The sequence below is a fragment of the Parvibaculum sp. genome, from assembly GCF_039680535.1.
Taxonomy (GTDB): Bacteria; Pseudomonadota; Alphaproteobacteria; order Parvibaculales; family Parvibaculaceae; genus Parvibaculum.
This window is the reverse complement of record NZ_JBDKSS010000008.1, coordinates 99,762-126,091: the sequence shown is the minus strand read 5'-3', so window position 1 is coordinate 126,091 and position 26,330 is coordinate 99,762. Positions and strand designations below refer to the sequence as shown.

At 62.4% G+C, this 26,330-nt stretch carries 19 protein-coding genes; 10 read left to right on the top strand and 9 right to left on the bottom strand.

Annotated features, from left to right (window positions below; genetic code table 11):
- Positions 1-10 precede the first annotated feature (10 nt).
- From ABFC66_RS04580 to ABFC66_RS04565, 4 genes are all read right to left on the bottom strand, one after another.
- Positions 11-1,387 (bottom strand): efflux transporter outer membrane subunit, encoded by a 1,377-nt coding sequence (locus tag ABFC66_RS04580; RefSeq protein ID WP_346739784.1) that lies wholly within the window; start codon positions 1,385-1,387, stop codon positions 11-13.
- A gap of 11 nt (positions 1,388-1,398) precedes the next feature.
- A complete protein-coding gene (locus ABFC66_RS04575; RefSeq protein ID WP_346739783.1) occupies positions 1,399-3,357 on the bottom strand; it encodes a MacB family efflux pump subunit in 1,959 nt (652 codons plus the stop codon).
- Positions 3,354-4,562 carry an efflux RND transporter periplasmic adaptor subunit gene (locus ABFC66_RS04570; protein WP_346739782.1) on the bottom strand — a complete coding sequence of 403 codons (1,209 nt, stop codon included), beginning with the start codon at positions 4,560-4,562 and terminating at the stop codon, positions 3,354-3,356. Before ABFC66_RS04570 ends, ABFC66_RS04575 begins: the two co-directional genes overlap by 4 nt.
- Positions 4,563-4,687: 125 nt before the next feature.
- Positions 4,688-5,692 carry an NADP-dependent oxidoreductase gene (locus ABFC66_RS04565; protein ID WP_346739781.1) on the bottom strand — a complete coding sequence of 335 codons (1,005 nt, stop codon included), beginning with the start codon at positions 5,690-5,692 and terminating at the stop codon, positions 4,688-4,690.
- Between the two features lie 160 nt (positions 5,693-5,852).
- On the opposite strand from ABFC66_RS04565, the gene ABFC66_RS04560 reads away from it, so the two are divergent.
- The 4 genes from ABFC66_RS04560 (at position 5,853) to rarD (ending at position 11,707) form a co-directional block, all read left to right on the top strand.
- Positions 5,853-7,514, top strand: a complete 1,662-nt coding sequence (locus ABFC66_RS04560; protein ID WP_346739780.1) for an NAD+ synthase — start codon at positions 5,853-5,855, stop codon at positions 7,512-7,514.
- Positions 7,515-7,526: 12 nt separating this feature from the next.
- Positions 7,527-8,867, top strand: coding sequence for a glutamate--tRNA ligase (gltX, locus tag ABFC66_RS04555; RefSeq protein WP_346739779.1), 1,341 nt, complete (start codon positions 7,527-7,529; stop codon positions 8,865-8,867).
- A gap of 194 nt (positions 8,868-9,061) precedes the next feature.
- Positions 9,062-10,699 (top strand): citramalate synthase, encoded by a 1,638-nt coding sequence (cimA, locus tag ABFC66_RS04550; RefSeq protein ID WP_346739778.1) that lies wholly within the window; start codon positions 9,062-9,064, stop codon positions 10,697-10,699.
- 75 nt (positions 10,700-10,774) lie between these two features.
- Entirely contained in the window at positions 10,775-11,707 is a 933-nt protein-coding gene (rarD, locus tag ABFC66_RS04545) for an EamA family transporter RarD (RefSeq protein ID WP_346739777.1), read from the top strand.
- A gap of 3 nt (positions 11,708-11,710) precedes the next feature.
- On the opposite strand, the gene ABFC66_RS04540 is transcribed toward rarD, so the two are convergent.
- Positions 11,711-12,721 carry a glycosyltransferase family 4 protein gene (locus ABFC66_RS04540; RefSeq protein WP_346739776.1) on the bottom strand — a complete coding sequence of 337 codons (1,011 nt, stop codon included), beginning with the start codon at positions 12,719-12,721 and terminating at the stop codon, positions 11,711-11,713.
- Positions 12,721-13,269, bottom strand: coding sequence for a TIGR00730 family Rossman fold protein (locus ABFC66_RS04535; protein WP_346739775.1), 549 nt, complete (start codon positions 13,267-13,269; stop codon positions 12,721-12,723). Before ABFC66_RS04535 ends, ABFC66_RS04540 begins: the two co-directional genes overlap by 1 nt.
- Positions 13,270-13,512: 243 nt before the next feature.
- Here ABFC66_RS04535 and ABFC66_RS04530 point away from each other — a divergent pair, with 243 nt between their 5' ends.
- The 4 genes from ABFC66_RS04530 to pssA all read left to right on the top strand — a co-directional run bounded on the left by ABFC66_RS04530 (position 13,513) and on the right by pssA (position 18,184).
- A complete protein-coding gene (locus tag ABFC66_RS04530; protein WP_346739774.1) occupies positions 13,513-14,466 on the top strand; it encodes an Ig-like domain-containing protein in 954 nt (317 codons plus the stop codon).
- A 168-nt stretch (positions 14,467-14,634) separates the two neighbouring features.
- Complete coding sequence (locus ABFC66_RS04525) at positions 14,635-16,557, top strand: ABC transporter ATP-binding protein/permease (RefSeq protein ID WP_346739773.1); 1,923 nt, start codon at positions 14,635-14,637, stop codon at positions 16,555-16,557.
- 14 nt (positions 16,558-16,571) lie between these two features.
- The gene (locus ABFC66_RS04520) at positions 16,572-17,279 is read left to right on the top strand and encodes a phosphatidylserine decarboxylase (RefSeq protein ID WP_346739921.1); all 708 of its coding nucleotides are present in this window, start codon (positions 16,572-16,574) and stop codon (positions 17,277-17,279) included.
- Between the two features lie 50 nt (positions 17,280-17,329).
- A complete protein-coding gene (gene pssA, locus ABFC66_RS04515; RefSeq protein ID WP_346739772.1) occupies positions 17,330-18,184 on the top strand; it encodes a CDP-diacylglycerol--serine O-phosphatidyltransferase in 855 nt (284 codons plus the stop codon).
- Positions 18,185-18,408: 224 nt separating this feature from the next.
- Here the strand turns inward: pssA and ABFC66_RS04510 are convergent, their stop codons facing one another.
- Entirely contained in the window at positions 18,409-19,695 is a 1,287-nt protein-coding gene (locus ABFC66_RS04510) for a methyltransferase domain-containing protein (protein ID WP_346739771.1), read from the bottom strand.
- 242 nt (positions 19,696-19,937) lie between these two features.
- Here ABFC66_RS04510 and ABFC66_RS04505 point away from each other — a divergent pair, with 242 nt between their 5' ends.
- On the top strand, positions 19,938-22,244 hold the full coding sequence (locus ABFC66_RS04505) for an MMPL family transporter (RefSeq protein WP_346739770.1): 2,307 nt from the start codon (positions 19,938-19,940) through the stop codon (positions 22,242-22,244).
- Between the two features lie 147 nt (positions 22,245-22,391).
- Positions 22,392-23,801, top strand: coding sequence for a hypothetical protein (locus ABFC66_RS04500; RefSeq protein WP_346739769.1), 1,410 nt, complete (start codon positions 22,392-22,394; stop codon positions 23,799-23,801).
- Between the two features lie 27 nt (positions 23,802-23,828).
- Here ABFC66_RS04500 and ABFC66_RS04495 read toward each other — a convergent pair whose 3' ends face one another.
- Together ABFC66_RS04495 and ABFC66_RS04490 are read right to left on the bottom strand one after the other, a co-directional pair.
- Positions 23,829-25,274, bottom strand: coding sequence for an ATP-binding protein (locus tag ABFC66_RS04495; protein ID WP_346739768.1), 1,446 nt, complete (start codon positions 25,272-25,274; stop codon positions 23,829-23,831).
- 169 nt (positions 25,275-25,443) lie between these two features.
- Positions 25,444-26,247 (bottom strand): undecaprenyl-diphosphate phosphatase, encoded by an 804-nt coding sequence (locus ABFC66_RS04490; protein WP_346739767.1) that lies wholly within the window; start codon positions 26,245-26,247, stop codon positions 25,444-25,446.
- Between the last annotated feature and the right edge of the window lie 83 nt (positions 26,248-26,330).

The window sequence follows — 26,330 nt, the reverse complement described above, 5'->3', positions numbered from 1 at the left end:
CAGGGCCTGTTCAGGACTTCCAGCCGCCGCCGAGCGCCACAAAGAGATTGACCGCCGCCGTGTACTGGTTGAGCCGCGCCTGCGCCTCGCTGTCGCGCGCGGTGAGCCAGGCCCGCTGCGCTTCGAGAACCGAAAGGAGGTCGCTCGCGCCGGCCTTGTAGCTTGCCTGCGAAAGGTCGTAGGAGCGCCGCGCCTCGACGGTGGCGACGGTCAGCGAAGACTGGCGGCGGCTATAGGCGTCCGCGCTGGCAAGCGCGTCCTCGACTTCGCCGAAGGCCGTCAGCACCGTCTTGCGATAGGTCGCGGCGAGTTCCGCGTCGCGTGCCTTGGCGGTCTGGAGATTTCCCTCGAGTTCGCCGCCGGAGAAGATCGGCGCGAGGATCGATGCTGCGATGGAACTGCCGTTGGTCGTGCCCAGATTGGCGATCCAGTCTACGCTCTTGCCTGCCGAGAGATCGATGGACGGGAAGAAGGCCGCGCGGGCCGCGCCGATATCGGCGTTGGCAGACTGGAGGTTCGCTTCCGCTTCACGAATGTCGGGGCGGCGTTCGAGCAGCGCCGAGGGCTGGCCGACCGCGACCGCAGGAAGTGTCAGGCCGGTGCCGCTCGCCGTCTTCACGTCGAAACCTTCGGGCGCCTTTCCGAGCAGGATCGCCAGCGCATGCAGATTTGCCGCAAGCTCGGACTCGAGCGGCGGAATGGTCGCCTCGATACCTGCGAGCGCTGTGCGCTGCTGGGACACCTCGAGGCCGGAGGCGGTGCCGAACTGGAAACGTGACTCGACGAGCTTCAGCGTTTCGCGCGCCGCGTCGAGGGACTCGCGCGCAACGGCGAGCCGATCCCTGAGGTTGAGGACATTGAAATAGGTGGTCGCCACCGAAGACTGCACGACGAGGACCGACGCTTCCCTGGCGTAGATGCTGGAACGGAGGCTCGCCTCGGAAGCCTCACTCTGGGCGCGATAAAGGCCCCATAGGTCGAGGGCATAACTCACATTGAGCGCGCCGCTGGCGCCGCGCGTCGATCCCGACTTGTCGCTGGACGTGGTGCGCGAGGCGCTGCCGCTCGCATCCAATGTCGGGAGGAGCGAGGAATTGGTGCTGCGCAGCTGGCCCTGCGCCTGCTCGACGCGGTGAAGCGCGGCAATGATGTCGAGATTTTCCTTCAGCGCCTCGTCCATCAGGCCTTGAAGCTCGGGATCGTTGAAAGAGGACCACCATGTCGAGGAAACCTCGACCGTTCCGGTCTTCGCCGCGGGGCCCGTGAAGGATGCAGGCACGGCCACCGCGGGGCGTTGGTAATCCGGCACCATGGAGCAGGCGGCAAGCGCGGATGAGAGCATCAGAAGCGCGGTGAATGTGGCGAGCGGGCGCCGGGCGGTCAGCATTCGGGAAGTCCTTATTCAGACGAGAGCGCGACCACGGGGTCAAGGCTCGCGGCTTTGCGTGCGGGTAAATAGCCAAATAGGAGGCCGGTGGCAAAGGCGCAAGAGAAGGCGAGCAATGGCGGCGTGATCGAATAGACAACGGAAACGCCGAATGCCTCGCAGAGCATCGCCGTGCCAAGCCCGCCAAGCACCCCGATGATGCCGCCGACGCCGCAGACGACGAGGGCCTCGGTGTTGAATTGCAGCATGATGTCGAGCTGGCGCGCGCCCGTCGCCATGCGTATGCCGATCTCCCGCGTTCGTTCCGTGACGCTGACGAGCATGATGTTCATGACGCCGATGCCGCCGACGATGAGCGAAATCGCAGCGACCGAGCCGAGCAGGATTGTCAGCGTATTCTGAGTGGCTTCCGCCGTTTCGAGGATCGACGCCGTATTGCGGACCTGAAAGTCCTGCGTCTTGTGCCGTGCCGTCAGCAGCGCCGTGATCTTCGCTTCGGTTTCGTCGATGGCAGCGGCGTCCTGCGCTTTCACTGAAATGGTGCTCACATAGCGCTTGCCGAAAAGGCGCATGTAACCGGTGGAGAGCGGCACAAAGGCGATGTCGTCCTGATCGCTGCCGAAGCTCGATGCACCTTTCGCTTCCATGACGCCGACAATCTCGAAGGGCACGTTCTGCACGAGAATATATTTGCCGATCGGGCTTCCGCCGTCGGGGAAGAGACTTTTGACGATGGTCTGTCCGACGACAATGACCGGCGCGTAGCCGTCGAGATCGCTCTTCGTGAAGAAGCCTCCGCTCGCGATATTCCAGTTGCGGACGAGCGGATAGGCGGACCAGGTGCCGGTCACCTGTGTGCGGTAGTCGATATTGCCATAGCGGACGGTGACGGCGGTGGAGCGCTCCGGGGCGGCCGCCTCGACATTGGGGAGCGCGGTGATCGCCGACGCGTCGTCGGGGATGAGCGTTGCTATGTCGCCTGTGGGCCGCATGCCCGGCGCGCCGGGGCGGATCATCAGCAGGTTCGTTCCCATGGCCGAGATGCGATCGAGCACATCCTGCTTCGAGCCGTTGCCGATGGCGAGCATGGCGACCACCGCGCCGACGCCGATGACGACGCCGAGCAGCGTGAGCGCGGTGCGGAAAATATTGGTCCGGAGAGAGCGAAGCGCCATCTTGATCGCCTCACCGAGATCGCCGCGCAGGAATGTCGTCGCCGCGCTCGGGTGCTCCGCCGGTTCATCGAGTTTCAGCGTAACGGTCCGCGAGGGTTCGCGTTCCGTGTCCTCGATCACCCGCCCGTCGGATAGGCGAATGAGGCGGCGGGCATGGGCGGCCACGTTCGCGTCATGGGTGATGAGGATGACGGTCTTGCCTTCGGCATTGAGCGCGGCGAGCAGCGCCAGAACCTCGACGCCACTTTGCGAGTCGAGCGCGCCGGTGGGCTCGTCGGCGAGGACCACGTCGGGATCGTTCATCAGCGCGCGGGCGATGGAGACGCGCTGCTGCTGGCCGCCTGAAAGCTCGTTCGGACGGTGGGCGGCGCGGTCGCCGATGCCGAGCCGCGTGAGCAGGGACTCGGCCCGGCTGACGCGCGCGCCATGCGCCATGCCCGCATAGATCGAGGGAAGCTCGACATTTTCCGTCGCCGTCATCGCGGGGAGCAGATTGTAGCGCTGAAAGACAAAGCCGAATGTGTCGCGGCGCAGCGTCGCCATGTCGTCCGACGAGAGCGTCGCGACATCGACGCCATTGACGAGATAGGTGCCGCTCGACGGCCGGTCGAGACAGCCGAGAATATTCATCAGCGTCGACTTGCCGGAGCCGGATTGGCCCATGATGGCGACGAACTCGCCCCTGCGGATCGTCAGCGACACATCGTCGAGGGCGCGCACTTCCGTTTCGCCCGTCTGGTAGGTCCTGCTGACGTTGCGAATATCGACCAGCGCGGGCGCGGAGCCTTGTGTCATAGCGTGGGCGCCCTGCCGCCGCCGGAACCCGCCTTCCTTGTGCCGCTCGCGCTTTCGGTGCCAGTGACGACAATGTCGCCTTCTTTGAGGCCCGAGACGACTTCCGCCGTGATGCGGTTCATCAGGCCGATCTTCACGTCGCGAGGCGTGGGCCTTCCGCCATCCATCACCATCACGCGATAGGCGCCTGCCTCGCCACTCTTCGCGGGCCTGAGTGCCGCAACGGGAACGATGGGAACATTCTTCGCTTCGCCGAGCAGGAAGAAAACCTGCGCCGTCATGCTCGTCATCAGCGCGTGATCGGCGTTCGCGACGTCGATGAGCGCGTTATAGAGAATGACGTCATTCACCGTTTCGGGCGTCGGCAAAATTTGGCGAACGGTGGAGCGCCATTTGCGGTCGGGCATGCCGAGTGTGGTGAAATAAACGGGCATGCCGACCTTGAGCTTGCCCACATCGGCTTCCGCGACCTGCGCCTTCACCGTCATGGTGGAGAGATCGGCGATCTGGAGGATGGTCGGCGCGGTCTGCCTGTTGTTCAGCGTCTGGCCTTGCAGCGTCGTCTGCGAGGTCACGGTGCCGCTCATGGGCGCGTAGATTTTTGTATAACTCAGATTGGCTTCGTCGCCCTGAAGGGTCGAGTTCGCCTGATCGAGCTGCGCTTTCAGCGAGTCGAGCGAGGCCTGATCCTGCTTGACCGTTGCGGCGCTTGTGTCGGCCGCGTCCTTGCTGATGGCGTTGATTTTCAGCAGGCCCTGATTGCGGCGGTTCTGGATGCTGGAGAGTGCGAGCTGCGCTTCCTGCCGTTTGATCTGCGCTTCGAGGTCGCGGACCTTCGCCTTGTCGGCGGCCACAGTGGACTCATAGACGGTGGGGTCGATCTCGGCGAGAAGGTCGCCCTTGTTCACGTGGTCGCCGATCTGGACATGAACGATCTTCAATTCGCCGGACGCCTGCGCGCCGACATCGACATAGTCCTTGGGTTGGAGCGAACCAAGGGCGGTGACGGTCTGCTCTATGTCGCCGCGGGTGACAGCTTCCGTCTTGAATCGCGTCGCGCCGGTTTCGACCGAGCGGGCATACCAGACAAGCGTCGCCACGATGAGGATGAATAGCGCAGCGAGAACCCATTGCGTCCTTGGGGTCAAATTGCGCCATATGCCGGGCAGGGTGGCAAGCCGCTGCCTTAGTCCTTCGAAATTCATGTGGTCGCATTCCGTCCGGGGAAACTCGACAGGTTATATGCAGTTCAACGTGACAGGCGCATTTCTCCGTCGAGTGGTTCACATCAAAAAGAAGCGGCGGAGGGGACCCCTCCGCCGCATTTCGTTCAGCTCACCCTCACCATGCGCTTGCCGATATTCTCGCCGGCAAGGAGGCCGATAAGCGCTGCGGGCGTATTTTCAAGGCCGGTCAAAATATCTTCACGCACCTTGATCTTGCCTTGCGCGACCCATGACTGGAGGTCGGCCATTGCCTGTTCGCGCTTGTCGTTGAAGTCCGTCAGGATGAAGCCCTGCATGGTGAGGCGTTTCACGACGATGAGGCCGGGAATGCCGCGCGGTCCATGGGCGGGCGGAGCGCCGTCATATTGGGAAACGGCGCCGCAGCAGGCGATGCGTCCGTAAAGGTTCATGTTGAAGAGGCAGGCTTCGAGAATGTCGCCGCCCACATTGTCGAAATAGACGTCGATGCCTTTGGGCGCGGCGGCGCGGAGCGCCTTGCCGACGGCTTCCGTCTTGTAGTTGATGGCGTGGTCGAAGCCGAGTTCGTTCTTCAGCAGCGCGCATTTGTCGTCGCCGCCCGCGATGCCGATAACGGTGCAGCCCTTGAGCTTCGCGATCTGGCCCACGATGGAGCCGACAGACCCGGCGGCAGCCGACACGACCACCGTATCGCCTGCCTTCGGCTTACCCACGTCGAGGAGCCCGTGATAGGCGGTGAGGCCCGCAATGCCATAGACGCTGAGGAGATGACTCAGCGGCTCGATGGCGGGAACCCTCTCAGCGGTGTTCGCGGGAATCGCGGCATATTCCTGCCAGCCCGTATCGGCGAAGACGAGGTCGCCGGTCGAAAAGCCGGGAGCCTTCGACTCGATCACTTCCGAGATGGAGCCGCCCGCCATGACGGTGCCGGACTCGACCGCCGAGCGGTAGGTCGCACCCTGCATCCAGGCGCGGTTTGCGGCGTCGAGCGAGATGAGTTTCACCCGGACGAGCAGTTCGCCCTCCTTCGGGCTCGGAATCTTGCCCTCCACCAGGCTGAAATTCTGCGGGGCAAGCTTGCCCCTGGGCGTTTCGACCAGAAGTATCTGGCGGTTGGTACCCGTTGCCATTCGTCCTCCCAAGGCCCGTTCAGGGCGCGTTAAATGTCGATGGGCGAGCTTACCGGGATTGCGGGAAAGCCGCACCTGTCCAGAGGGTTCCCGCCCGCCTATTGTTCGGCGGGGCCGCAAAGGCTAGAAACGCCTGCCAAGACACGGATTCACGGGACTTATGACCGACAAGCTCCGCATAGCGCTCGCCCAGCTCAATCCCATTGTGGGCGATATTGCCGGGAACCTCGAAAAGGCTGTCGAAGCGCGCCGCACGGCTGCGCTCAAGGACGCCGACGTCGTGATGTTCCCGGAACTCTTCCTTGTTGGCTATCCGCCGGAGGACCTGGTCCTGAAGCCGGCTTTCCAGCGGGCGGCCATGGCCGCGGTCGCAGAGCTGGCCTTGCAGACGGCGGATGGCGGCCCGGCGGTGCTGATCGGCGCGCCCTGGGTGGATGACGGCAAGCTCTACAATGCCTTCCTGCTGCTCGATCATGGCGAGATCAGGGGGCATAGCTTCAAGGTCGATCTGCCGAATTACGGACCCTTCGACGAAAAGCGCGTTTTCACGCCGGGGCCTGCGCCTGGGCCGCTTTCGGTGCGTGGCGTCCGCATCGGCGTTCCGATCTGCGAGGACATCTGGACGCCGGACGTCGTCGAATGCGTTTCCGAGACCGGCGGTGAAATCCTGCTCGTCCCGAACGGATCGCCCTATTGGGCCGACAAGGTGGATGAGCGGCAGAACATCGTCGTCTCGCGCATTCGCGAAAGCGGGCTCCCGCTTGTTTACCTCAACCAGATCGGCGGTCAGGACGAACTTGTCTTCGACGGCGGTTCCTTCGTCGTCAACGCGGATTACTCAGTCGCGGTGCAGATGCCCGCCTGGGAAGAAGCCATCGCCATCACCGACTGGACGCGCACCGATCTCGGCTGGGTCTGCGCGCCCGGCGAAAGGGTGCTGGTCGAGGAGGATCTCGAGTCCGTCTATCTCGCGGTCGTGCAGGGACTTCGCGACTATGTGCGCAAGAACCGCTTTCCGGGCGTCGTGCTCGGCCTTTCGGGCGGTATCGACTCCGCGCTCGTCGCCGCTGTCGCAGTGGATGCGCTGGGCGCCGACAAGGTTCACTGCGTCATGCTGCCTTATCGCTATACGTCGGATGAGAGCATCAAGGACGCGGCGGAATGCGCGAAGCTTCTTGGCGTGCGCTACGACGTCGTGCCGATCGAAGGGCCGGTCGCGGGCTTCACCGATGCATTGGGGCCGCTTTTCGAGGGTACGCAGTCGGGCATCACCGAAGAAAATCTTCAGTCGCGCTCGCGCGGCGTGATCCTGATGGCGATTTCGAACAAGTTCGGTTCGATGCTGCTGACGACGGGCAACAAGTCGGAAGTGTCGGTTGGCTATGCCACGCTTTATGGCGACATGAATGGCGGCTTCAATCCGATCAAGGATCTTTACAAGATGAAGGTCTTTGCGCTGTCTCGCTGGCGCAATGAGCGCAGGCCGAAGAACTGCCTCGGGCCCACAGGCCGCGTGATCCCCGAAAACATCATCACGCGTCCGCCGTCCGCCGAACTTCGCCCGGACCAGAAGGACGAGGACTCGCTGCCGCCATACGAGGTTCTCGACGCGGTTCTCGAATGTCTGGTCGAGAAGGAAATGGCGATCCGCGACATCGTTGCGCTGGGTTATGACCGCGCAGTTGTGAAGCGGGTGGAGCATCTGCTCTATATTTCCGAGTACAAGCGCCGTCAGGCGGCGCCGGGCGTCAAGATCACGCAGCGCAATTTCGGCCGCGATCGCCGCTATCCGATCGTCAACGGTTTCCGCGATGCGGATTGAACGAGCGTAATCATGACCGTCATCGCCCGCTTTGCGCCCAGCCCGACCGGCAAGCTTCATGTCGGCAATATCCGCGCGGCGCTGTTCAGCTGGCTCTATGCGAAGAAGGCCGGCGGAAAATATCTGCTGCGTCTCGACGATACGGACACGGAGCGGTCGACGGAGGAATTTGCCAAGGCGATCGAGACCGATCTCGAATGGCTTGGCCTGAAGCACGATATTTTTGCGAGGCAGTCTGACCGGATCGCCGAGTATGAGTCTGCTGCGGCGGCCTTGAAGGAAGCGGGGCGCCTCTACCCCTGCTACGAAACCGAGGCCGAACTCGATCGCAAGCGCAAGCTTCAGCTCTCACAGAAGAAGCCGCCGGTCTATGACCGCGCTGCGCTGAAGCTGACCGAAGATGAGAGGCGCGCGCTCGAAGCGGAGGGGCGTCGCCCACATTGGCGTTTCAAGCTCGACAGCGAGAAAACGGGCTTCGACGATCTCGTTCAGGGGCATGTGGCGGTCGACGCGGCTTCGCTATCTGACCCGGTGCTGGTGCGCGAGGATGGAAGCTTCCTCTACACGCTGCCCAGTGTCGTCGACGATATCGAGTTCCGGATCACTCATGTCGTTCGCGGCGCCGACCACATCACGAATACCGGCGTGCAGATTCAGATCGCCCGCGCGCTGGGCGCCGAGCCGCCGGTCTATGCGCATTTCTCGCTTCTGCAGGGGCCCGAGGGGCGGCCGCTTTCAAAGCGCGAAGATGCCGCCTTTTCGATAGAGGCGCTGCGCGAAGCGGGTTACGAGCCCATGGCAATCAATTCGCTGCTCGCGCGACTGGGCACTTCGGACGCGCATGAGGCGCTGTTGTCGCTCGATGAGCTTGCTGCGGGTTTCGACATCTCGCATCTCGGCCGCGCCGACATCCGCTTTGAGCCCGCCGAACTCGACAGGATGAATGCGTCGATCCTGCACCTCACGCCATACGAGGCGGCACAGCCACGGCTTGCTGACTCCGGCTGCGATCTCGGCCCCGCGTTCTGGGACGCGGTGAAGCCGAACCTCGCGCGGTTTGCAGATGTGAAGGAGTGGGCGCGGGTCGTCCGGGGACCGATCACGCCGGTGATCGAGGATGCCGACTTTGCCGCGGAAGCCGCCGCCGAACTTCCGGCCGAGCCTTGGGATATCGCGACATGGGGCCTCTGGACCGAGGCGGTGAAGGGGAAGACCGGCCGCAAAGGCAAGGCACTCTTCATGCCGCTCAGGCTCGCGCTTACAGGGCTCGACCATGGACCGGAGCTCAAAAATCTGCTACCTCTCATCGGACGCGAGAGGGCGGAAGCCCGACTTCGTGGCGTAAGTCACTGATAAGGCTTATGTTTTTGTAACGGCGAGACGATGGCACCGAACATGGCGATGAAACGCCCGGCCATTATTGGGATTCTCATTATTCGCGGCTGACAACAGTCTGCCGCCGCCGTACAAGCTCGCTTAAATTCCATGTGAGATAACGGGTCCGGTCGCGGCAGGGTGATGCTGTGCGCGTGATACGGAATATGACCATGAGCAGAGAACGCCTCTATCTCTTCGACACGACGCTCCGCGACGGAGCGCAGACGCAGGGCGTCGACTTCAGCGTCGAGGACAAGCGGCTTATTGCGGGCCTGCTGGATGAGTTGGGCGTCGATTACATTGAAGGCGGCTATCCCGGCGCCAATCCCACCGACACGAGCTTTTTCAGCGAGCGGCCGGCGCTGAAGCGCGCGAAGTTCACGGCTTTCGGCATGACGAAGCGCGCAGGGCGCAGCGCCTCGAACGATCCCGGCCTCGCCGCGATCCTCGATGCGGATACGGACGCCGTCTGCCTCGTTGCCAAGAGCTGGGACTTCCAGGTGAGGGTCGCGCTCGGCATCACCAATGAGGAAAACCTCGAGTCGATCGCGGATAGCGTGAAGGCCATCGCCGCCAGGGGCCGCGAGCCGATGATCGACTGCGAGCATTTCTTCGACGGGTACAAGGCGAACCGCGCCTATGCGCTCTCCTGCATCAGGACGGCGCTGGACGCGGGCGCGCGCTGGGCGGTTCTTTGCGACACCAATGGCGGCACGCTGCCGGACGAGATCGAGCGCATTGTCGGCGAGGTGATTGCTTCCGGCGTCTCCGGCGACCGGCTCGGCATCCATGCGCATAACGACACGGAGAACGCGGTCGCGAATTCGCTCGCCGCGATCCGCGCGGGCGTGCGTCAGGTGCAGGGAACGCTCAACGGGTTGGGCGAGCGTTGCGGGAACGCGAACATGGTATCGCTGATCCCGACGCTGCTTCTGAAGAAGGAATATGCCGACCGCTTCGAAATCGCCGTCAGCCTCGAAAGGCTGAAGACGCTGACGCATGTGTCGCGCACGCTGGAGGAAATCCTCAACCGCGCGCCGAACCGTTATGCGCCTTATGTCGGCGAGAACGCCTTTGCCTCGAAGGCGGGCATCCATGTCTCGGCGATCCTGAAGGACCCCGCGACCTATGAGCATGTGCCGCCGGAAACCGTCGGCAACCAGCGCAAGATCGCGGTTTCCGATCAGGCGGGCCGTTCGAACATCCTTGCCGCGCTTGAAGAGGCCGGCATCAAGATCGATCCAAAGGATTCCCGCGTACAGCGCCTTCTCGACGAGGTGAAGGAGCGCGAGTTCCTCGGCTATTCCTATGACGGCGCTGGCGCGTCCTTCGAACTTCTGGCGCGGCGTCTTCTCGGCGAAGTGCCGGAATACTTCGTGATCGAATCCTTCCGTGTGCTGGTTGAACGTCGTTACAACGCAGTCGGCGAATTCGTCACCGTTTCGGAAGCGACGGTGAAGGTGAATGTGGACGGCGATGTGCTGATTTCTGTGGGCGAGGGCAACGGCCCGGTCAACGCGCTCGATCAGGCGCTGCGCAAGGATCTCGGCAAATATTCGCCCTATATCGAAGACCTGCGCCTTGCTGACTTCAAGGTCCGTATCCTGACGAGCGGCACCGAAGCCATCACCCGCGTCATGATCGAGAGCGCCGATGGCAAGGGCAACCGATGGTTCACCGTCGGCGTCTCGCCCAACATCGTCGACGCCTCGTTCCAGGCGCTTGTCGATTCCATCACCTACAAGCTGCTGCGCGACGGTGCGCCCGCGCCCGTCAAACCGGCCAAAAAGATGGAAGTGCGAGTCTAGTTTTCCGCAGAGCGCAACCTCGCCCGCGCTCCGGTCGGAGCGTCTGGGCGAGGAGGCGAAACAAGGCTCTGCATCATGACGACGACACAAAACGAAACCCTGTCACGCGAGGCCAATCTTGGCGGCCTTGCCGCCGGCGCCGGATATATGTTCTGGGGCCTTTCGGTCATTTTCTACCGGCAGCTCGCGCATGTCGTGCCCTTCGAAATTCTGGCGCACCGCACGCTCTGGAGCATTCTGCTCATTACAGCGTTGATCTTCGGCTTGAGGCGCAGCACGCATCTTCGGGAATTGCTGAGCGACCGCCGGAAGCTGGCGACGCTCGCTCTGAGTGCGCTGTTTCTTGCCTCGAATTGGGGAATCTTCATCTGGGCCATCAATTCGGGCCGTATTCTTGAAACGAGCCTCGGCTATTTCATCAATCCGCTGGTGAGCGTTCTCGCGGGCGTCGTGCTGCTGAGCGAACGTCTGTCGCGCCCACAGGCCGCTGCCATCGCTCTCGCCGCCGCGGCTGTCGGATGGTTCACTTTCTCGCTCGGGTTCCTGCCGTGGATTGCGCTGTTTCTGGCTGCGACCTTCGCGGCCTATGGCTATTTGCGGAAGATCACCCGGGTCGACGCCCTATCGGGGCTACTCATCGAGGTCTTGGTGATGTCGCCCTTCGCGATTGCCTATCTCGCTTATGCCTCGGCACATGGCGGAACGGGCTTTGCGAAGGACGGTTGGCTCACCGATGCATTGCTCGTTGCGACGGGGCCGATGACGACGCTGCCGCTTGTGCTTTTCACTTATGGCGCGCAGCGCGTTCGGCTGACGACGCTTGGGCTACTGCAATATCTCGTGCCGACCATGTCCTTCGTGATTGCCATCTGGGTCTATGGCGAGCCGCTTGGACACGGCCAGATGGTGACCTTCGGCCTCATCTGGATCGGTCTTGCGATCTTCACGATGGACGCGTGGCGGAAGGAGCGGGAGCTTCGCCGCGCTGCGACGATGACAGCGCGTTGAGTCTCAGGGCGTGATGCCGAGTTCGTATTCCCACATACGGGCGGCGTTCTGCCAGTTTAGCGTAACGCGTTCGCACAACGCGCCCTGATGGAGCATCACCCACAGTTCGTCATCGTTGAAAAGACGGATGGCGGCAGCGGCTACTTCTTCATCCGTCCGAGCGATGATGCCATTCACGCCATGCCTTACCCGTTCGCTCAGCGCCCCGATTCCACGCGTTACGACCGGCAGGCCGACGCATTGCGCCTCGGCCGCCGCCAGGCAAAAGGTTTCATCACGTGCACCGGGAAAGATCATCATCCGCGCCGTCCGGTAGAAGGTCGCGAGTTCGGCCATGGACGCGCGCTTGTGGAAGACAACGCCAAATTCTCCAAATCTGGCCATGTCTGGCCCAAGGTGGTCCTCGACATGGCCGAAGATATGGAATTCAGCATCCGGAACCTTGGGAAATATGTGTGTGGTCCAGATATCGAGTGTCTCTTTGAGCCCGCGCTGAGGTTGCGAAACCCACACGGCGATCCTCTTCTGGCCGGAACTCGGCTCGGCGTTTCGAAACACATCCGACACACCGTGATAAATCGTGGATCGTCGGCTGAAGGGCAGCAGGCCGCTTGTTCTCCGCCGTGACACCTCTCCCGCAAACACTGCATGCGGTCGGTATTGGAACAAGGGCCGGATTTGCTTCCTCCGAAACAGGCGCTCGATGATAAGTGGATTGTGAACCCACAACACCTTCTTGGCCTGTTGGGGGGCAACGTCAAAGGCGTGCAGGTCGTTGCTTGAGATGAAGATGTCGGCCGTTTCGCCTTGGATGTTGCCCAACGGAATGTTTTTGAAGCCATTGTGAAAGGTAACGGAGGTCGTTGGTGTGCCCAAGATGACCTCGTGGCCTCGCTCCGCGAGCCTGGAAGCGAGTTCGATGTTTGTGGTTTCGATCCCACCGAGCAGCGACGTATGCAGATCTCGGGCTCTGAAGGCCCTTCGAGTGGCGCTGACCAGAAGGATTTTGGCCATCACATGACGGCCTCGATGCGGGGAAGAATGTCATCCACCTTGTCGACGACGGAATAGATGCTCCTGATCTGCGAGCGTGCGAAGCCCTGCTTGATCATGTGATCGAGCAGCGCGATCAGCGGATCCCAGAAGCCGTTGAGGTTGAGGAACACGATGGGCCGGTTGTGACGGCCGAGCTGCGCCCAGGTCATCATTTCGATGACTTCTTCCAGCGTCCCCACGCCGCCCGGCAGCGCCACGAAGGCGTCGGACCGCTCGAACATCAGCCATTTGCGGGCATGCATGCTGTCGGTGACGATGAACTCGGTAATCTCCTTCAGCTGCACCTCCTTGGTGCAGAGGAAGTCGGGGATGATGCCGGTGACCCGTCCGCCCTCGGCCATGACCGACCGGGCAATGGCGCCCATGACCCCGACACCGCCGCCGCCATAGACGAGGCCGACGCCGGAGCGGGCGAGGATACGGCCGAACTCCTGCCCGGCTTCGACATAGGCAGGCTCATTGCCATTGCTCGAGCCGCAATAAACGCAAACATTCGAAATTGTCATGGGACGAAACCTGAAGGGGGTACGCGGGAACCGGGGAGGTGAGCCGTCATGCTATTCGCGACAAGCCCCGGTTTAAAGCGGTACGTGCCGAAGGACGGTCATGCTGGTGTCGTCCTTGCAGGCTAGAGGGTTGAAAATGTCTGGGCCGGCCGGTTGTGCCGGAATGGGACAGAGCCTTACCATCGGGGATATACGCCCGGGGCAGGAGCCCATTGAGGGCGGATGAATAGGGGATTGAGCAGGATGCGTAACACGGGTTTGGTTGCCGGGGGCGTGGCAGTCGTCCTGGCCCTTCTGGTCGGGGCCTATTTCCTCTTCTTCCGCCATGGCGGCGAAACGACTGCGCCGGCCACTCAGGCGCAGGTCGAGACCAAGGCTCCTGCCGCGGTCGAGGACAAGAGCATTCCGACATTCGATGTCGTGCGCGTGGAACGCGACGGCTCGACGGTCGCCGCAGGCCGCGCCCTGCCGGGGGCCAAGGTCGACCTCAAGGCCAATGGCGAGGTGATCGCCACGGTGGAGGCTGACGGCAATGGCGAATGGGTCATCGCGCTCGACAAGCCGCTGAAGCCCGGCAACATCGTCATCACGCTGACGGCTCACAATCCCGACGGCTCGGTGAAGGACAGCCTCCAGTCGGTTGCCGTCAACGTGCCGGAGCAGAAGGACAAGGTCGCTCTCGTCGTCATGAGCGAACCGGGCAAGGCCAGCCGCGTGCTGCAGGGCCCCGGCGTCGCGTCCGATGCGGGCAGCCTCGTCCTCGAAGCGGTCGACTACGACAAGGACGGCAATCTCATCATTTCCGGCAAGGCGACGCCGCTCTCCACCGTTCGCGTCTATGTCGGCGGCAAGCCGGTGGGAGACGCGACCGCCGATGCGAAGGGCCACTGGGAGCTGCGTCCCACGGTCGAGATCGCGCCGGGCCGCTACGCCCTGCGCGTCGATCAGCTCGACAAGGCGGGCAAGGTCGTCGCCCGGGTGGAACTGCCCTTTGAACGCGGTGCGCCGGACCAGATCGCCGAGGCGCTTCGCAAGGGGCAGGTCATCATCCAGCCGGGCAACAATCTCTGGACCATTGCCCAGCGGCTTTACGGCTCGGGTTTCCGCTACACGGTCATCTACGAGGCTAACAAGGACCAGATTCGCGACCCGAATCTCATCTATCCGGGCCAGGTCTTCGCGACGCCTGCGAAATAGCGGCGTCCGGCCCCGGGACGAAATGTCCCGCCGGGCTTGCCCCGGGGGCAGGAATCCTTATTTAAGGGCGAAGTTTGGCGCCCCGCTTCGGCAGATGGCCGGGGCGGGGCGTTTCCCTGCTGGCAGGATGGCTTGCGTCCCGCCGTCAAACCGAGGACCCTCGCCGCCATGAGGCATTTGAAGTCATCCGGCCCCGAGGGCGGCGCCCATCCGGTTACCGGCGGCGCCGCGCCGGCACAGCACCGGCGCATCGAGACGCTGAGGTCCTTTGCGCCCTATATGTGGCCGAAGGGCAGGCCGGACCTGCGCATGCGCGTCGTCTGGGCGCTTCTGCTGCTTGTTGCCGCGAAGGCGATCACGGTCTATGTGCCGTTCCTCTACCGCGACGCCACAAACGTGCTGGCGCCGAAGGTGGGCACCGGCGCTGTGCTTGCGGTCCCGCTGGGGCTGCTCGTCGCCTATGGCCTCGGCCGCATCATGATGGTGGCGCTCGCCCAGTTGCGCGACGGCGTTTTTGCCAAGGTAAGCCAGAACGCCGTGCGCGAATTGGCGCTGCGTACCTTCCGGCATCTTCACGCGCTATCGCTGCGCTTCCATCTCGAGCGGCGGACGGGCGGCCTCTCGCGCGTCATCGAGCGCGGCACGAAGGCGATCGACCTGCTGCTGCGCTTCTCGATCTTCAATATCATCCCGACCATCATCGAGCTGGCGCTTGTCGGCGTCATCTTCGTCTGGGCCTTCAACGTCTGGTTCGCCGTCGTCACCGGCGTGATGATCGTTCTCTATATCTGGTTCACCTTCGCGGTGACGGAATGGCGCACGCGCTTCCACCGCCAGATGAACTCTCTCGACAGCGAGGCGAACACCAAGGCGATCGATAGCCTGCTGAATTTCGAGACGGTAAAATATTTCAACAATGAGGAGCATGAAGCGTCGCGCTTCGACCGCTCGATGCGCGGTTACGAGGTGGCAGCCGTCAAGACGACGACGTCGCTCTCGATCCTCAATGCCGGTCAGACGGCGATCTTCACCGTTGGCCTTACCATTCTCATGGTGATGGCAGCGCAAGGCGTGGTGAAGGGCACGATGACTATCGGCGATTTCGTCATGGTCAATGCCTATCTCATTCAGCTCTACCAGCCGCTCAACCTGCTCGGCATGGTCTATCGCGAAATCCGTCAGGCCCTGATCGACATGGAGACCATGTTCGATCTGCTCGAAATTCCGACCGAAGTCGCCGACGCGCCCGGCGCCAGGCCACTTGCGGTCCGCGGCGGCGAAATCGTCTTCGAGAACGTCTCCTTTCACTACGACAAGGAGCGCACCATTCTCGATGGCGTTTCATTCCGCGTGCCCGCCGGGCGAACGCTCGCCATCGTCGGCCCTTCGGGCGCGGGCAAGTCCACCATCTCGCGCATCCTTTTCCGCTTCTATGACATTGCCGAGGGCAGGGTGCTGATCGACGGGCAGGACCTGCGCGAGGTTACGCAGGCATCGCTCCGCGCCGCCGTCGGCATGGTTCCGCAGGACACGGTGCTGTTCAACGACAGCATCCGCTACAACATCCGCTATGGACGCCCCGATGCGAGTGACGGCGAGGTCTTCGAGGCCGCGGCGCAGGCGCAGATCGCGGATTTCGTCGCGCGTCTTCCCAAGGGTTTCGACACCATGGTCGGCGAGCGCGGGCTCAAACTTTCGGGCGGCGAGAAGCAGCGCGTGGCCATTGCCCGCACGATCTTGAAGAACCCGCCCATTCTCATTCTCGACGAGGCGACTTCGGCCCTCGACACGCATACCGAGAAGGAGATCCAGGCGGCGCTGAAACGCGTCTCGCAGGACCGCACGACGCTCATCATTGCACATCGTCTTTCCACGGTGGTCGATGCCGATGAGATCATTGTGCTCGATCATGGCCGGATCGCGGAACGCGGGCGGCACGAAGAGCTTCTAGCCCGTGGCGGCAAATATGCCGCCATGTGGAACCGCCAGCGCGAGGCGGATGCGGCCCGCGAGAAGCTCAAGGAAACCGAGGACGAAGGCTCGCCCGAACCCGACGCCGCCATTGATGCGCTTGTCGGCGAAGCGGGTTAGACTGCTCATTCGAGATTGAACCCGAAAGCCGGAAAGAACCTATGGACAGCCTGACCTCAATCCTGGTCCCCATCCATCGCGAAGGCCACCGCTTCGTCATCATCTTCGCGGCGGTGACGGTCGTGCTTTTCCTGATCTGGTATCCGCTGGGCTGGGTGGGCGTCTTTCTTACGCTCTGGTGTCTTTATTTCTTCCGCGATCCGGATCGGGTAACGCCGAAGCGCGAGGGCCTCGTCATCAGCCCTGCCGACGGCGTCGTCAACATGATCACGGAAGCCTCGCCGCCGCCCGAGCTTGGCCTCGGAGACATGCGCCGCACGCGCGTCAGTATCTTCATGAACGTGTTCAACTGTCATGTGAACCGTTCGCCGATGGCGGGCAAGGTGGTGCGTGTCGCCTATCGGCCGGGGCAGTTCCTCAATGCGAGCCTCGACAAGGCAAGCGAGGACAATGAGCGGAACTCGCTGGTCATCGAACGCGCGGATGGACAGCAGATCGTCGTCGTGCAGGTCGCGGGTCTCGTCGCGCGCCGCATCGTATGCGACGTGGCGGAAGGCAAGGCACTCGAAGCCGGCGAGCGCTATGGCATCATCCGTTTCGGCAGCCGCCTCGATGTCTATCTGCCGGAAGGCGCGATCCCGCTCGTGGCCGTCGGCCAGACCGCCATTTCCGGCGAAACCGTGCTTGCGGATTCGATCTCGGTCGAGCCGCACCACATTTGAATAGGCCACCTTTGAACAGGCCACATTTGAACAGGCAAGAGGACGAGCCCATGGCCAATCCCATTCCGCCCTTCGGTCAGCGCCCCGAAAGGGGTCGCGGATTCCGCAGCCGGCGTCCGGGCGGCCACTTCGGGCATATGCCGATCCGCACGATCATTCCGAACGCGCTGACCGTGCTTGCGCTCTGCGCGGGCCTCACGGCGATCCGCTTTGCGCTTGAAGCGAAGTTCGAGGCGGCTGTGGCCGCAATCATCGTCGCCTCGGTGTTCGACGGTCTCGACGGCCGCGTGGCGCGGCTTCTCAACGGTTCGTCGAAATTCGGCGCCGAGCTCGACTCGCTGACCGATTTCGTGAATTTCGGTGTGGCGCCGGTGCTCGTTCTCTATCTCTGGTCGCTGAACGAAATCGGCGGTATCGGCTGGATCGCGGTGCTGGGGTATGCCGTTTGCTGCGCGCTGCGTCTCGCGCGCTTCAATGTGGCGCTGGAAGATCCGGATAAGCCCGCCTGGGCCGGCAATTACTTTGTCGGCGTGCCGGCGCCCGCAGGTGCGCTGCTCGTCATGCTGCCGCTCTATCTGAGTTTCATTGGATGGGAGGGGCTCAATACGTTGCCGCTGCTCATCGCGCTGCATTGTTTCTTCGTCGCCTTTCTGCTGATCAGCCGCATCCCGACCTTTTCAGGCAAGCGGATGGGCATTCGCATCAAGCGCGACATGGTTCTGCCGATTTTGTTGCTGGTCGGTTTTTCCGCAGCGGTGATCCTGAACTATCCCTGGATCGCATTCACTGCGATTGGCGTCGGCTATCTGGCCATGATCCCTGTCAGCGTCATGCGCTACCGCTACCATCAGGCACGCATGGCGAGCACGAATATGCAGGAGGCCGATAACCTTCCCATCGGCTGATTGCCGATGGCGTATCAGTCCCGGTCGGACCGGGGCTGACGCGACGTTTCCTTCTGCGCGGGGCGCAGGGGCGACTGGCGGCGCAGTGCGCCGGACGCGTCGAAGATAGGTTCGATGCGGCGAGGTTGGGCAGCTACTTTGGTCGTCGGGCCTTGCATTTTGTTCTCCGTGGCGTCCTGTGCATCCGAACCGGCTTCCGCGCCTGTCTCCACCCGCTACATCGGTCAGTCGATGGTCATCGGGTCATTGAGTGCGCGTTTAGGGACTCGGTGCATTCGCGCATGGATGAAGATCAGTTTCAGTTTTCGGCTTTCCAGCGCACGGCTCCGCGCCATCCAAAGGTCAGCCTCATCCATTAACATGGCGGCCTTTTCGGGCTGAATTTTGGCATTTTTAAGGTGGCCGTGTAGCGCCTTCCAGGCGGACTGGATGAGCGCGACGTAGGCATCGGTTACATCCTCCATGCCTTTGACCTCGTAGCGCAGGTGGCGGAGCAGCTCGGAGTACTCCTCCATCGTGCAGGGCGAGGGCTTCAGGGGTTCGGCGGTTCGCCAGCTGTCCAGGACGTCGCTCTTTTGGCGGTCGGCCAGAACGAAATCCGTGATCAGCAGCGCTCCGCCATCGACAAGAGCGCGCATTGCCGAGGCGAGGAACTTCTTCCTGTCACGGAAGGAGAAGAGCGCCTCGCGCGCAAAGATGGCGCCATAGCGCTTGTCTCCCAGCGGCTCTGTCTCCGGATTGCCGTTGCGTATCGGTGTCTGCGCCAGCATGCCGAGGCGATCGGAGATCATGCCGCCGGCGATGGCAAAGAGCGGATCGGCCTCAAGCCCCTCGATGGAGAGGCCATAGGCCTTGGCGACCGCCCGCATGCTGCCGCCGAGGCCGGGCGCCACGTCGAGACAGGGGCAGCCTTGGGGAAACGATATGTCGCCGAGCAGGCCTGGAAAGAAGCCTTCGCCGCCGGGCAGGCTGAAGCCATCTCCCCAGATGTTCTGAATGACCTCGATGCGTTCCTCGACCGGCGAAGGCGCTTGTGGTGCCGGCTGAGGGGCCGCCATCAGCGGGGCACTGGGGAGCGAAGAAGCGGTGGGCTCGATCTTCGCCGGCCTTTTTCCGTTCGCACGCGCCGCTTCTAGGCGCGGAAGGTCGTCGACGGCGACGCCCTCCCACCAGGCGCGGAGCCGATGCCTGAAGCTGATCGAGCGGGCGGATTTCGTCGATTTGGGCGCCGCTGCGGCCGGGTTTGGCGCTTTTCGGGCCTTTCCGGCCTTTCTCGCCTTTCCGGCCGGCGCGGGGCGCGCCTCTTCGCCGCCGAGGCGCTTTTCGGGATGTTCGACCAGATATTTCTCGAGCGTCTGGCGGTGGTCCTTGCTCAGCTTGCGCATCTTGCGGAACCGCTCGATAGCCTCGCCTGACATCTGTTCGAGGCTCGCCCGGAAGACGGGAACGGACATGGCCTTGAGTTCGGCGGTGCCGACCGTCGCCAGATTGATTCCTGTTTCCGCGCCCATAGCCTTCCTGCCGGTATGCGTCTTCGGCGTGTCGCCTCGATGGTCACGCCGCCCATTCTGGACGACGCCTCGCTCTTCTTACGCTCGATGTCGTTAAGAACGGGTTGGCGCCGGCGCCATGAGCGAGGCGGGTTGTGCCGTCACGGGACAAACGCTTAAACTCGCGCGACCACGGGCCCGGTATCGGATAGCGGGCCGGGCGGGAGGTGGTTTCCAAGAGGCGGCGGGGCGGCGCCAATCCAATGTTGAGACTTGTCGAACCGGTGCTTCGCGCGCCGCGCATCGTTATGGCGCTATGCTTCCTTCTCTGCATGATCGCGGAAGCCGGGTTGCCGCGCCTCAGCCTTTCATCGGACACGCGGGTTTTCTTCGATCCAAAGAACCCCGAGCTGCACGAGCTTCAGAAGTTCGAGCGCAAATACGGCCAGAACAATAGCGTGCTCATGGTTGTCTGGGCTGGCGGGCAGAAAGTGACGACGCCCGCGGCGCTCGCGGCGATCGGCGACCTGACCGCCAGGGCCTGGAAGCTGCCGCATTCGACGCGCGTGGAGTCGCTCACCAATTTTCCGCATGTCACCGCCGACGCGGACAGCTTCGCCGTCGACGAACTCGTGCCGCATCCCGATCGAGTGACGCCGGAACAGGCGGCGGAGGTCGAGCGTGAGGCTGTATCTGACAGTCTCGTGCGGAACCGCCTCATTTCCGCCGATGCGCGGGCTGCCGGCGTGATCGTCAATTTCAATCTGCCGGTCGAGGGCTCGAAAGAGGTGCGCGAGATCATCGCCGCCAGCCGTGCGTTGGCCGAGGCCACCGAGGCGGCGCATCCCGGCGTCGAGGTGAAGGTCACCGGCAACGTGATCCTGATGGGCACCTTCTCCGAGGCGGCGGTGCGTGACGCCAGGTTCCTGATCCCGGTGAGCCTCGCGGTGACCGCCCTCATCATGGTCATCTTTGTTCGGTCACTGAAGCCGAGCCTCGCCATTCTGACGCTGCTGATCCTGTCCAGCGCCTCGGCCATGGGCATCGCAGGCTGGTTCAACTACGTCATCAATCTGTCGACCATCGCCGCGCCCATCATCATCATGACGGTGAACATGGCCGCGGCTGTGCGCATCGTCACGACGACAATGGCCGAGCTTGGCGCCGGACGGTCGAAGGTGGACGCGATCCGGGAATCGCTGCGCATCCATATCCGCCCGGTGAGCATGACCAATGCGACAAGCGCGCTAGGCTTCCTGTCGATGAACCTCGCCGACGCGCCGCCCTTTGTCGATCTTGGCAACATTGTCGCGATGGGCATCGGCATCGCCTATGTCATGACCTTCACCTGGCTGCCCGCCATGCTGCTGCTCACGCCGCTCACGCCCGCCGTGAGCCGTTCGGAGCGGATCATGATCGGGCTCGGCCATTTCGTGAACCGGCATTACGCCGCGCTCTTTGCCGTAACCGGGCTGCTCGTCGTGGCGTCCTGCTTCTGGCTCGGCAAGATAACTCTCGACGACGACTTCCAGCGCTACTTCGACAAGCGGTTCGCGTACCGCCAGGCGTCGGACTTCGCCGAGGATCATCTGACAGGCCTCAACCTCATCGAGTTCGACGTCGGCTCGGGGCGTGACAATGGCGTATACGATCCGGCGTACCAGCAAAAGGTCGCGGATTTCGCCGCGTGGCTGCGCGCGCAGCCGAAGGTCGTCAGCGTGCTGTCGCTGCCCGACATTACCCGGCGCATCAACAAGACGATCAATTTCGGGAAGCCCGGCAATCAGGACATGATTCCGGATGATTCCAACCGGATCGCCCAATATTTCCTGCTCTATGAAATGTCGTTGCCCTATGGCGCGTCCATCACGGACCAGATCAACGTCAACCGTTCGGCGAGCCGCGTGACGGCAATCCTCGCGCATGCGACGGCGAGCGAGATACGGGCGACCAACGGGGCAGCGCAGGCATGGCTCGCGGCCAATGCCCCACCTGCAATGCAGGCAAAGGGCATCAGCATCAATGTGCTCTTCTCCCATCTCTCCTGGGACAACATCCGGTCGATGATCGGAAGCACCATCGTATCCATGCTGCTGATCGCGGTCGTGGTGGGTGTCGTCCTGCGCAGCGTGACCTACGGCTTGCTCAGCATCGTTATGAATGTCCTGCCCAGTGTTGTCGGGTTCGGTCTCTGGGGCCTGTTCATCGGCCAGCTGGGATTGTCGGCTGCGGTCATCACCGCGATGACGATCGGTCTCGTCGTCGACGACACCATCTATTTTCTGCTGATGTATCAGGCCGCGCGGAAGAGGGGGCTCAGCGCCGAGGAAGCGAACAACGACGTTTTCGTGAATGTCGGCGTCGCCATGCTTGTGATCACATCGTCTCTCGCCGTGGGTTTCGGCGTGCTGATGTTCTCGGGCTTCGAGGTCAATTATACGCTCGGCGCGCAGACATCGATCATCATTCTCGCCAACCTTTTCATCGACTGGATGATGCTTCCGCCGCTGCTTCGACTCATCGACCGCCCGCGGGCGCCATCAGTCGAGGCGAGCGAGGCGCATGTATAAGATGCGCATACGGAAATTATGGTTAAGATTTGGCTAAAATTTGCATTTTCTTAAGCTTTATGATTGCCTAACGAAAGTTTTCTAGAGTGGGCTGGGGGCTAAGTAATGCGGACTTATGAGCAGCTGACCGGGGCTGAAGGCCGGCGCATGTTTTTTCGTGCCGAGCGATACAAGCCGGAAGATATCTTCAAGGAAGTTATTCCTGCGGTGTATCTGGGCAACGAGAAGGCCGCCATCAAGAACATCAGCATGACGGGCATTGCCGCGCAGAGCAGCGATCTCGATACATGGGACGGGCGGCTTGGCTCCGAGATCCCCTTCGAGCTGAAAGTGGGCGACGAGAAGCTCTATCACGGCTCGGGGCTCATCCGCCGGGTGGAGCCGCATGGTGCGCGCGCGACCGTGGCGCTGGAGTTCACCTCCGGCTATCTCGACATTCCTGCGATCGTCACCAAGCATGACAATCTTCTCCTGTCGCGCGCGCTGGCGGACCCGACTTTCGGTACTTCCGAAGGAATCCTCCCGGAATTCGCGCAGCTCTGCATGGAGATCGTGAATCTTTTCCGCTCCTACAAGCAGGTGCTCGAGGCCTATGAGGCACGGCTGACGGCAACCGGCGACGAACGCGACATGAAGCTGCTTGCTGCGTTGATCGCCTGCGAAGAGCGGATCGTTCCGCAGTGGAAGGACCTTTGGTATCGCGGCAGCGACATTCTCGAGCCGGTCTGGGCGGACCCTGCGGTTCTCGCGCGCCACAAGCGCTATGCCGAGCGCGTCCTGACGCCGGACTTCATGCCGGGTGCGGTCATGCGCCGTTGCTACGAGAAGCCGCTCGGCTATCCGGGCGACTACCAGATCATGAACTATGTCTATGAGTGGCAGCGGATCGGCAATACGCCTTACGAAAAGCTGCTTCATCGCATCGGCATCGAGACGGGCGCCTGCGTCGGAACGCGCCTGCGCATGACCCAGAAGATCATTGCCGACGCGGTCGCTGAAAATCCCGGCGACAAGTCGATGAATATCGCCAATCTGGGCTGCGGTTCGGCCTATGAGGTTTACGACTATCTGCGCATTGAGCGCCTGCCGCGGCCGGTCAACTTCACCTTGATCGATCAGGATCAGCGCGCGCTGAGCCATGCCTATGAGCACGGCTTCCGCGAGGTGACGCGCCATCGCGGCCGCGCCAAGATCCAGTGCCTGCAGGCCTCCTTTGCGCAGTTGCTCAAGGCCGGTGCTCTTTTCCGCACCCTGCCGCCGCAGGACATTCTTTATAGCCTCGGCCTCTTCGACTACCTGTCGCACCGACGCGCCAAGGCGCTCGCGCATGATCTCTATGAGCAGGTTGCTCCGGGCGGAAAGCTCATCATCGCGAATGTGAAACAGGGGCGCGAGACTTGTCAGTGGCCGCTGGAATTCGTCACCGACTGGAGCCTGATCTATCGCACCGAGGACGACATGCGGGCGATGGTCGAAGGGCTCGATGTCACCAACGTGACTGTCACTGAAGACGCGACGAAGTGCGTCTATCTCATGGTCGCGGACAAGCCGGCCTGATCTCTCGAGGGCTTCGGTGGGGCTGCGTCAGCGCACGTTCCATCGAAGCTCGCCCGCCGGGTCCGGAGCGACGAAGCGGCTCTTCGGGAAAGTTGCGGTGACGATCGTTCCCTGACCGGGCTCGCTTTCGAGTTCCACCGTGCCGCCGTGAAGGCTCATGATCTTGCGCACCAGCGGCAGGCCGAGGCCCGTCCCCTGATGGGTGCGCGACATGGCATTTTCGACCTGCACGAAAGGTTCGAAGATGCGGACGATATCGGCCTTCTTCACGCCGATGCCGGTGTCGCGGACCGTGAGCGCGAGGTTGCGAGTGGCGTCGAGGCCGATCTCGATCCAGACATGACCGCCTTCCGGCGTGAATTTCAGCGCGTTCGAGGTCAGGTTGATTGCCACCTGATTGAAGAGGCGCGGATCGGCGATGATCCAGGGAATATCGTCGCGGACGCGGAACGAGAGTTCGACGCCCAGTTCCGACGCGCGCTGTCTGAACATGCGCATGGCGCGGTTGAGCGACTCGACGGGATCGATCGGTTCTTCTTCGAGAAGAAGCTTGCCCGCCTCGGCTTTCGAAATGTCCAGAATGTCGTTGATGATGCTCAGCAGATGTGTGCCGCTCGAGCGGATGTCGCCGGCATAGTCGGCGTATTTCGGCTGGCCGACCGGCCCGAACATCTGGTTCGCGATGATTTCCGAGAAGCCGATAATGGCGTTGAGCGGCGTCCGAAGCTCATGGCTCATGATGGCAAGGAAGTCGTTCTTCGCGCGGTTGGCCGCTTCCGACTGGCTGAGCAACCGTTCGGAGCGCGTACGCTCGCGGCGCAGGCGCTCATTGTCGATGAAGCTGCGGCGAAGCTGATATTCCTGGATGTAGTTGACGAAGACGCTGACGCCGATCGCGAAGGCGAGAAAGGCATTGTTGTTGAAGAGGATCATGCTCGGCATCGGATTGACGTAGAACACAACCACTTCATACAGGATGAAGGTCGCCACCGAGATCGCGGTCGAATAGATGTAGCTCAGCCGCCAGAGGCAGTTGCTGTAACCGATGATGATGATGAGGCCGCCATAATAGAGCTGGCTGCCGGGTGCCTGGGCGAGTGCGATCATGACCACGACGCTGACGCCAGGTATGGCCATGGAGGTCGACAAAATCGCCTGATGCTTGTAGTTGAACCAGGGCGCATAGCTGGTGGCCGCCAGCATGAGCAGGAGTGGGCAGGCGATGCCGAAGCGGATGAGCCAGGCTTCGTAGAAGATGTCCGGAACGATGTAGGGATCGAGCAGGGCATAGGCCGCGAAGATCACGGCGCCCATCACGATCGAAAAACGGGTCAGCCCAAGCTGCTGGCGGTAGTTGCGCCGGCTGTAGGAGTCCTCGAGTTCCGGCTCGCGGAAACGGAGCGTGATCGGGTTAATGGCATAGTCAGCTGCATTGCGGCCGATCGCGTCGGCAGCACCAGCGAGGCTATCCATGGTCCGGCCGGATGGCTGGTCATGTACGCCTGAAGCTCGATCGATCGAATCCGTCATCTTCGCTCGGGCAAAACACACACTCTCCTGTTGGATAAACCAAAAGGGCTAATGGAGAATTAAGCGGGCGAACTTGGTAAGGATTGATAAAGGTTAACGAAAGCTGACGCGCTCAGAGCGCCCAGAAATAGCCGGCGAGAGCGGCGCCGAAGAGGATCCGGTACCAGCCGAAGGCCACGAAACTGTGGCGGCTGACGAAGGCGACGAGCCAGCGCACGACGAAAATGGCAGAGACGAAGGCGGCAACGAAGCCGACGGCGATTACCGCGCTGTCGTCTGCATCGAGCAGATGGCGGCTTTTCCAGAGATCGAGAACGGTCGCCCCGAGCATGGTCGGAATGGCGAGGAAGAAGGAGAATTCCGCGGCCGTCTTGCGCTCGACGCCGAGCAGGAGAGCGCCCAGAATGGTGGCGCCCGATCGCGACACGCCGGGCACCATGGCAAGGCACTGAAAAAGGCCGATCTTGAGGGATGTTGCGGGCGTCAGTTCTTCGATGGCTGCGTAGCGCGGCTGCGGCCGCCACCGTTCAATGGCAAGAATGGCGACGCCGCCGAGGATCAATGAGGCGCAGACGACGGCCGGGTTGAACAATACGGACTTGATGAAGTCGTGGAGGAGGAAGCCGAAGAAGGCCGCGGGCAGGAAGGCGATAATGATCGCAATCGCGAAATGCCTTGCCGCCGGATCGCTGGCGAGGCCGAAAGCGACGCCCAGCAGCTTGCGGGCGTAAAGGACGCAAATTGCCAGGATTGCGCCCAGCTGGATCACAACCTCGAAGACGGTGGCCAGAGGTCCCGAAAAGCCGATGAAATCGCCGGCGATGATGAGGTGACCGGTCGAAGAGACCGGCAGGAACTCGGTCACACCCTCGACGATGCCAAGGAAGACGGCCTGTAACAGAAGCAGCATATTCATTTATGGGAGCTCTTGGCGGTGCGGAATCTGGCGATCTGGCCCAACCTACCCGGGTCCGGCATCGCCTGGCTACCATCGACACT

What these genes read in the sequence shown, in the direction of transcription:
- ABFC66_RS04575 (WP_346739783.1), bottom strand. Translation starts at nt 3,357, where the DNA reads ATGACACAAGGCTCCGCGCCCGCGCTGGTCGATATTCGCAACGTCAGC.
- rarD (WP_346739777.1), top strand. Translation starts at nt 10,775, where the DNA reads ATGACGACGACACAAAACGAAACCCTGTCACGCGAGGCCAATCTTGGC.
- ABFC66_RS04490 (WP_346739767.1), bottom strand. Translation starts at nt 26,247, where the DNA reads ATGAATATGCTGCTTCTGTTACAGGCCGTCTTCCTTGGCATCGTCGAG.
- ABFC66_RS04505 (WP_346739770.1), top strand. Translation starts at nt 19,938, where the DNA reads ATGTTGAGACTTGTCGAACCGGTGCTTCGCGCGCCGCGCATCGTTATG.
- cimA (WP_346739778.1), top strand. Translation starts at nt 9,062, where the DNA reads ATGAGCAGAGAACGCCTCTATCTCTTCGACACGACGCTCCGCGACGGA.
- ABFC66_RS04525 (WP_346739773.1), top strand. Translation starts at nt 14,635, where the DNA reads ATGAGGCATTTGAAGTCATCCGGCCCCGAGGGCGGCGCCCATCCGGTT.
- ABFC66_RS04565 (WP_346739781.1), bottom strand. Translation starts at nt 5,692, where the DNA reads ATGGCAACGGGTACCAACCGCCAGATACTTCTGGTCGAAACGCCCAGG.
- ABFC66_RS04560 (WP_346739780.1), top strand. Translation starts at nt 5,853, where the DNA reads ATGACCGACAAGCTCCGCATAGCGCTCGCCCAGCTCAATCCCATTGTG.
- ABFC66_RS04570 (WP_346739782.1), bottom strand. Translation starts at nt 4,562, where the DNA reads ATGAATTTCGAAGGACTAAGGCAGCGGCTTGCCACCCTGCCCGGCATA.
- ABFC66_RS04500 (WP_346739769.1), top strand. Translation starts at nt 22,392, where the DNA reads ATGTTTTTTCGTGCCGAGCGATACAAGCCGGAAGATATCTTCAAGGAA.
- ABFC66_RS04540 (WP_346739776.1), bottom strand. Translation starts at nt 12,721, where the DNA reads ATGGCCAAAATCCTTCTGGTCAGCGCCACTCGAAGGGCCTTCAGAGCC.
- pssA (WP_346739772.1), top strand. Translation starts at nt 17,330, where the DNA reads ATGGCCAATCCCATTCCGCCCTTCGGTCAGCGCCCCGAAAGGGGTCGC.
- ABFC66_RS04535 (WP_346739775.1), bottom strand. Translation starts at nt 13,269, where the DNA reads ATGACAATTTCGAATGTTTGCGTTTATTGCGGCTCGAGCAATGGCAAT.
- ABFC66_RS04580 (WP_346739784.1), bottom strand. Translation starts at nt 1,387, where the DNA reads ATGCTGACCGCCCGGCGCCCGCTCGCCACATTCACCGCGCTTCTGATG.
- gltX (WP_346739779.1), top strand. Translation starts at nt 7,527, where the DNA reads ATGACCGTCATCGCCCGCTTTGCGCCCAGCCCGACCGGCAAGCTTCAT.
- ABFC66_RS04530 (WP_346739774.1), top strand. Translation starts at nt 13,513, where the DNA reads ATGCGTAACACGGGTTTGGTTGCCGGGGGCGTGGCAGTCGTCCTGGCC.
- ABFC66_RS04510 (WP_346739771.1), bottom strand. Translation starts at nt 19,695, where the DNA reads ATGGGCGCGGAAACAGGAATCAATCTGGCGACGGTCGGCACCGCCGAA.
- ABFC66_RS04495 (WP_346739768.1), bottom strand. Translation starts at nt 25,274, where the DNA reads ATGGATAGCCTCGCTGGTGCTGCCGACGCGATCGGCCGCAATGCAGCT.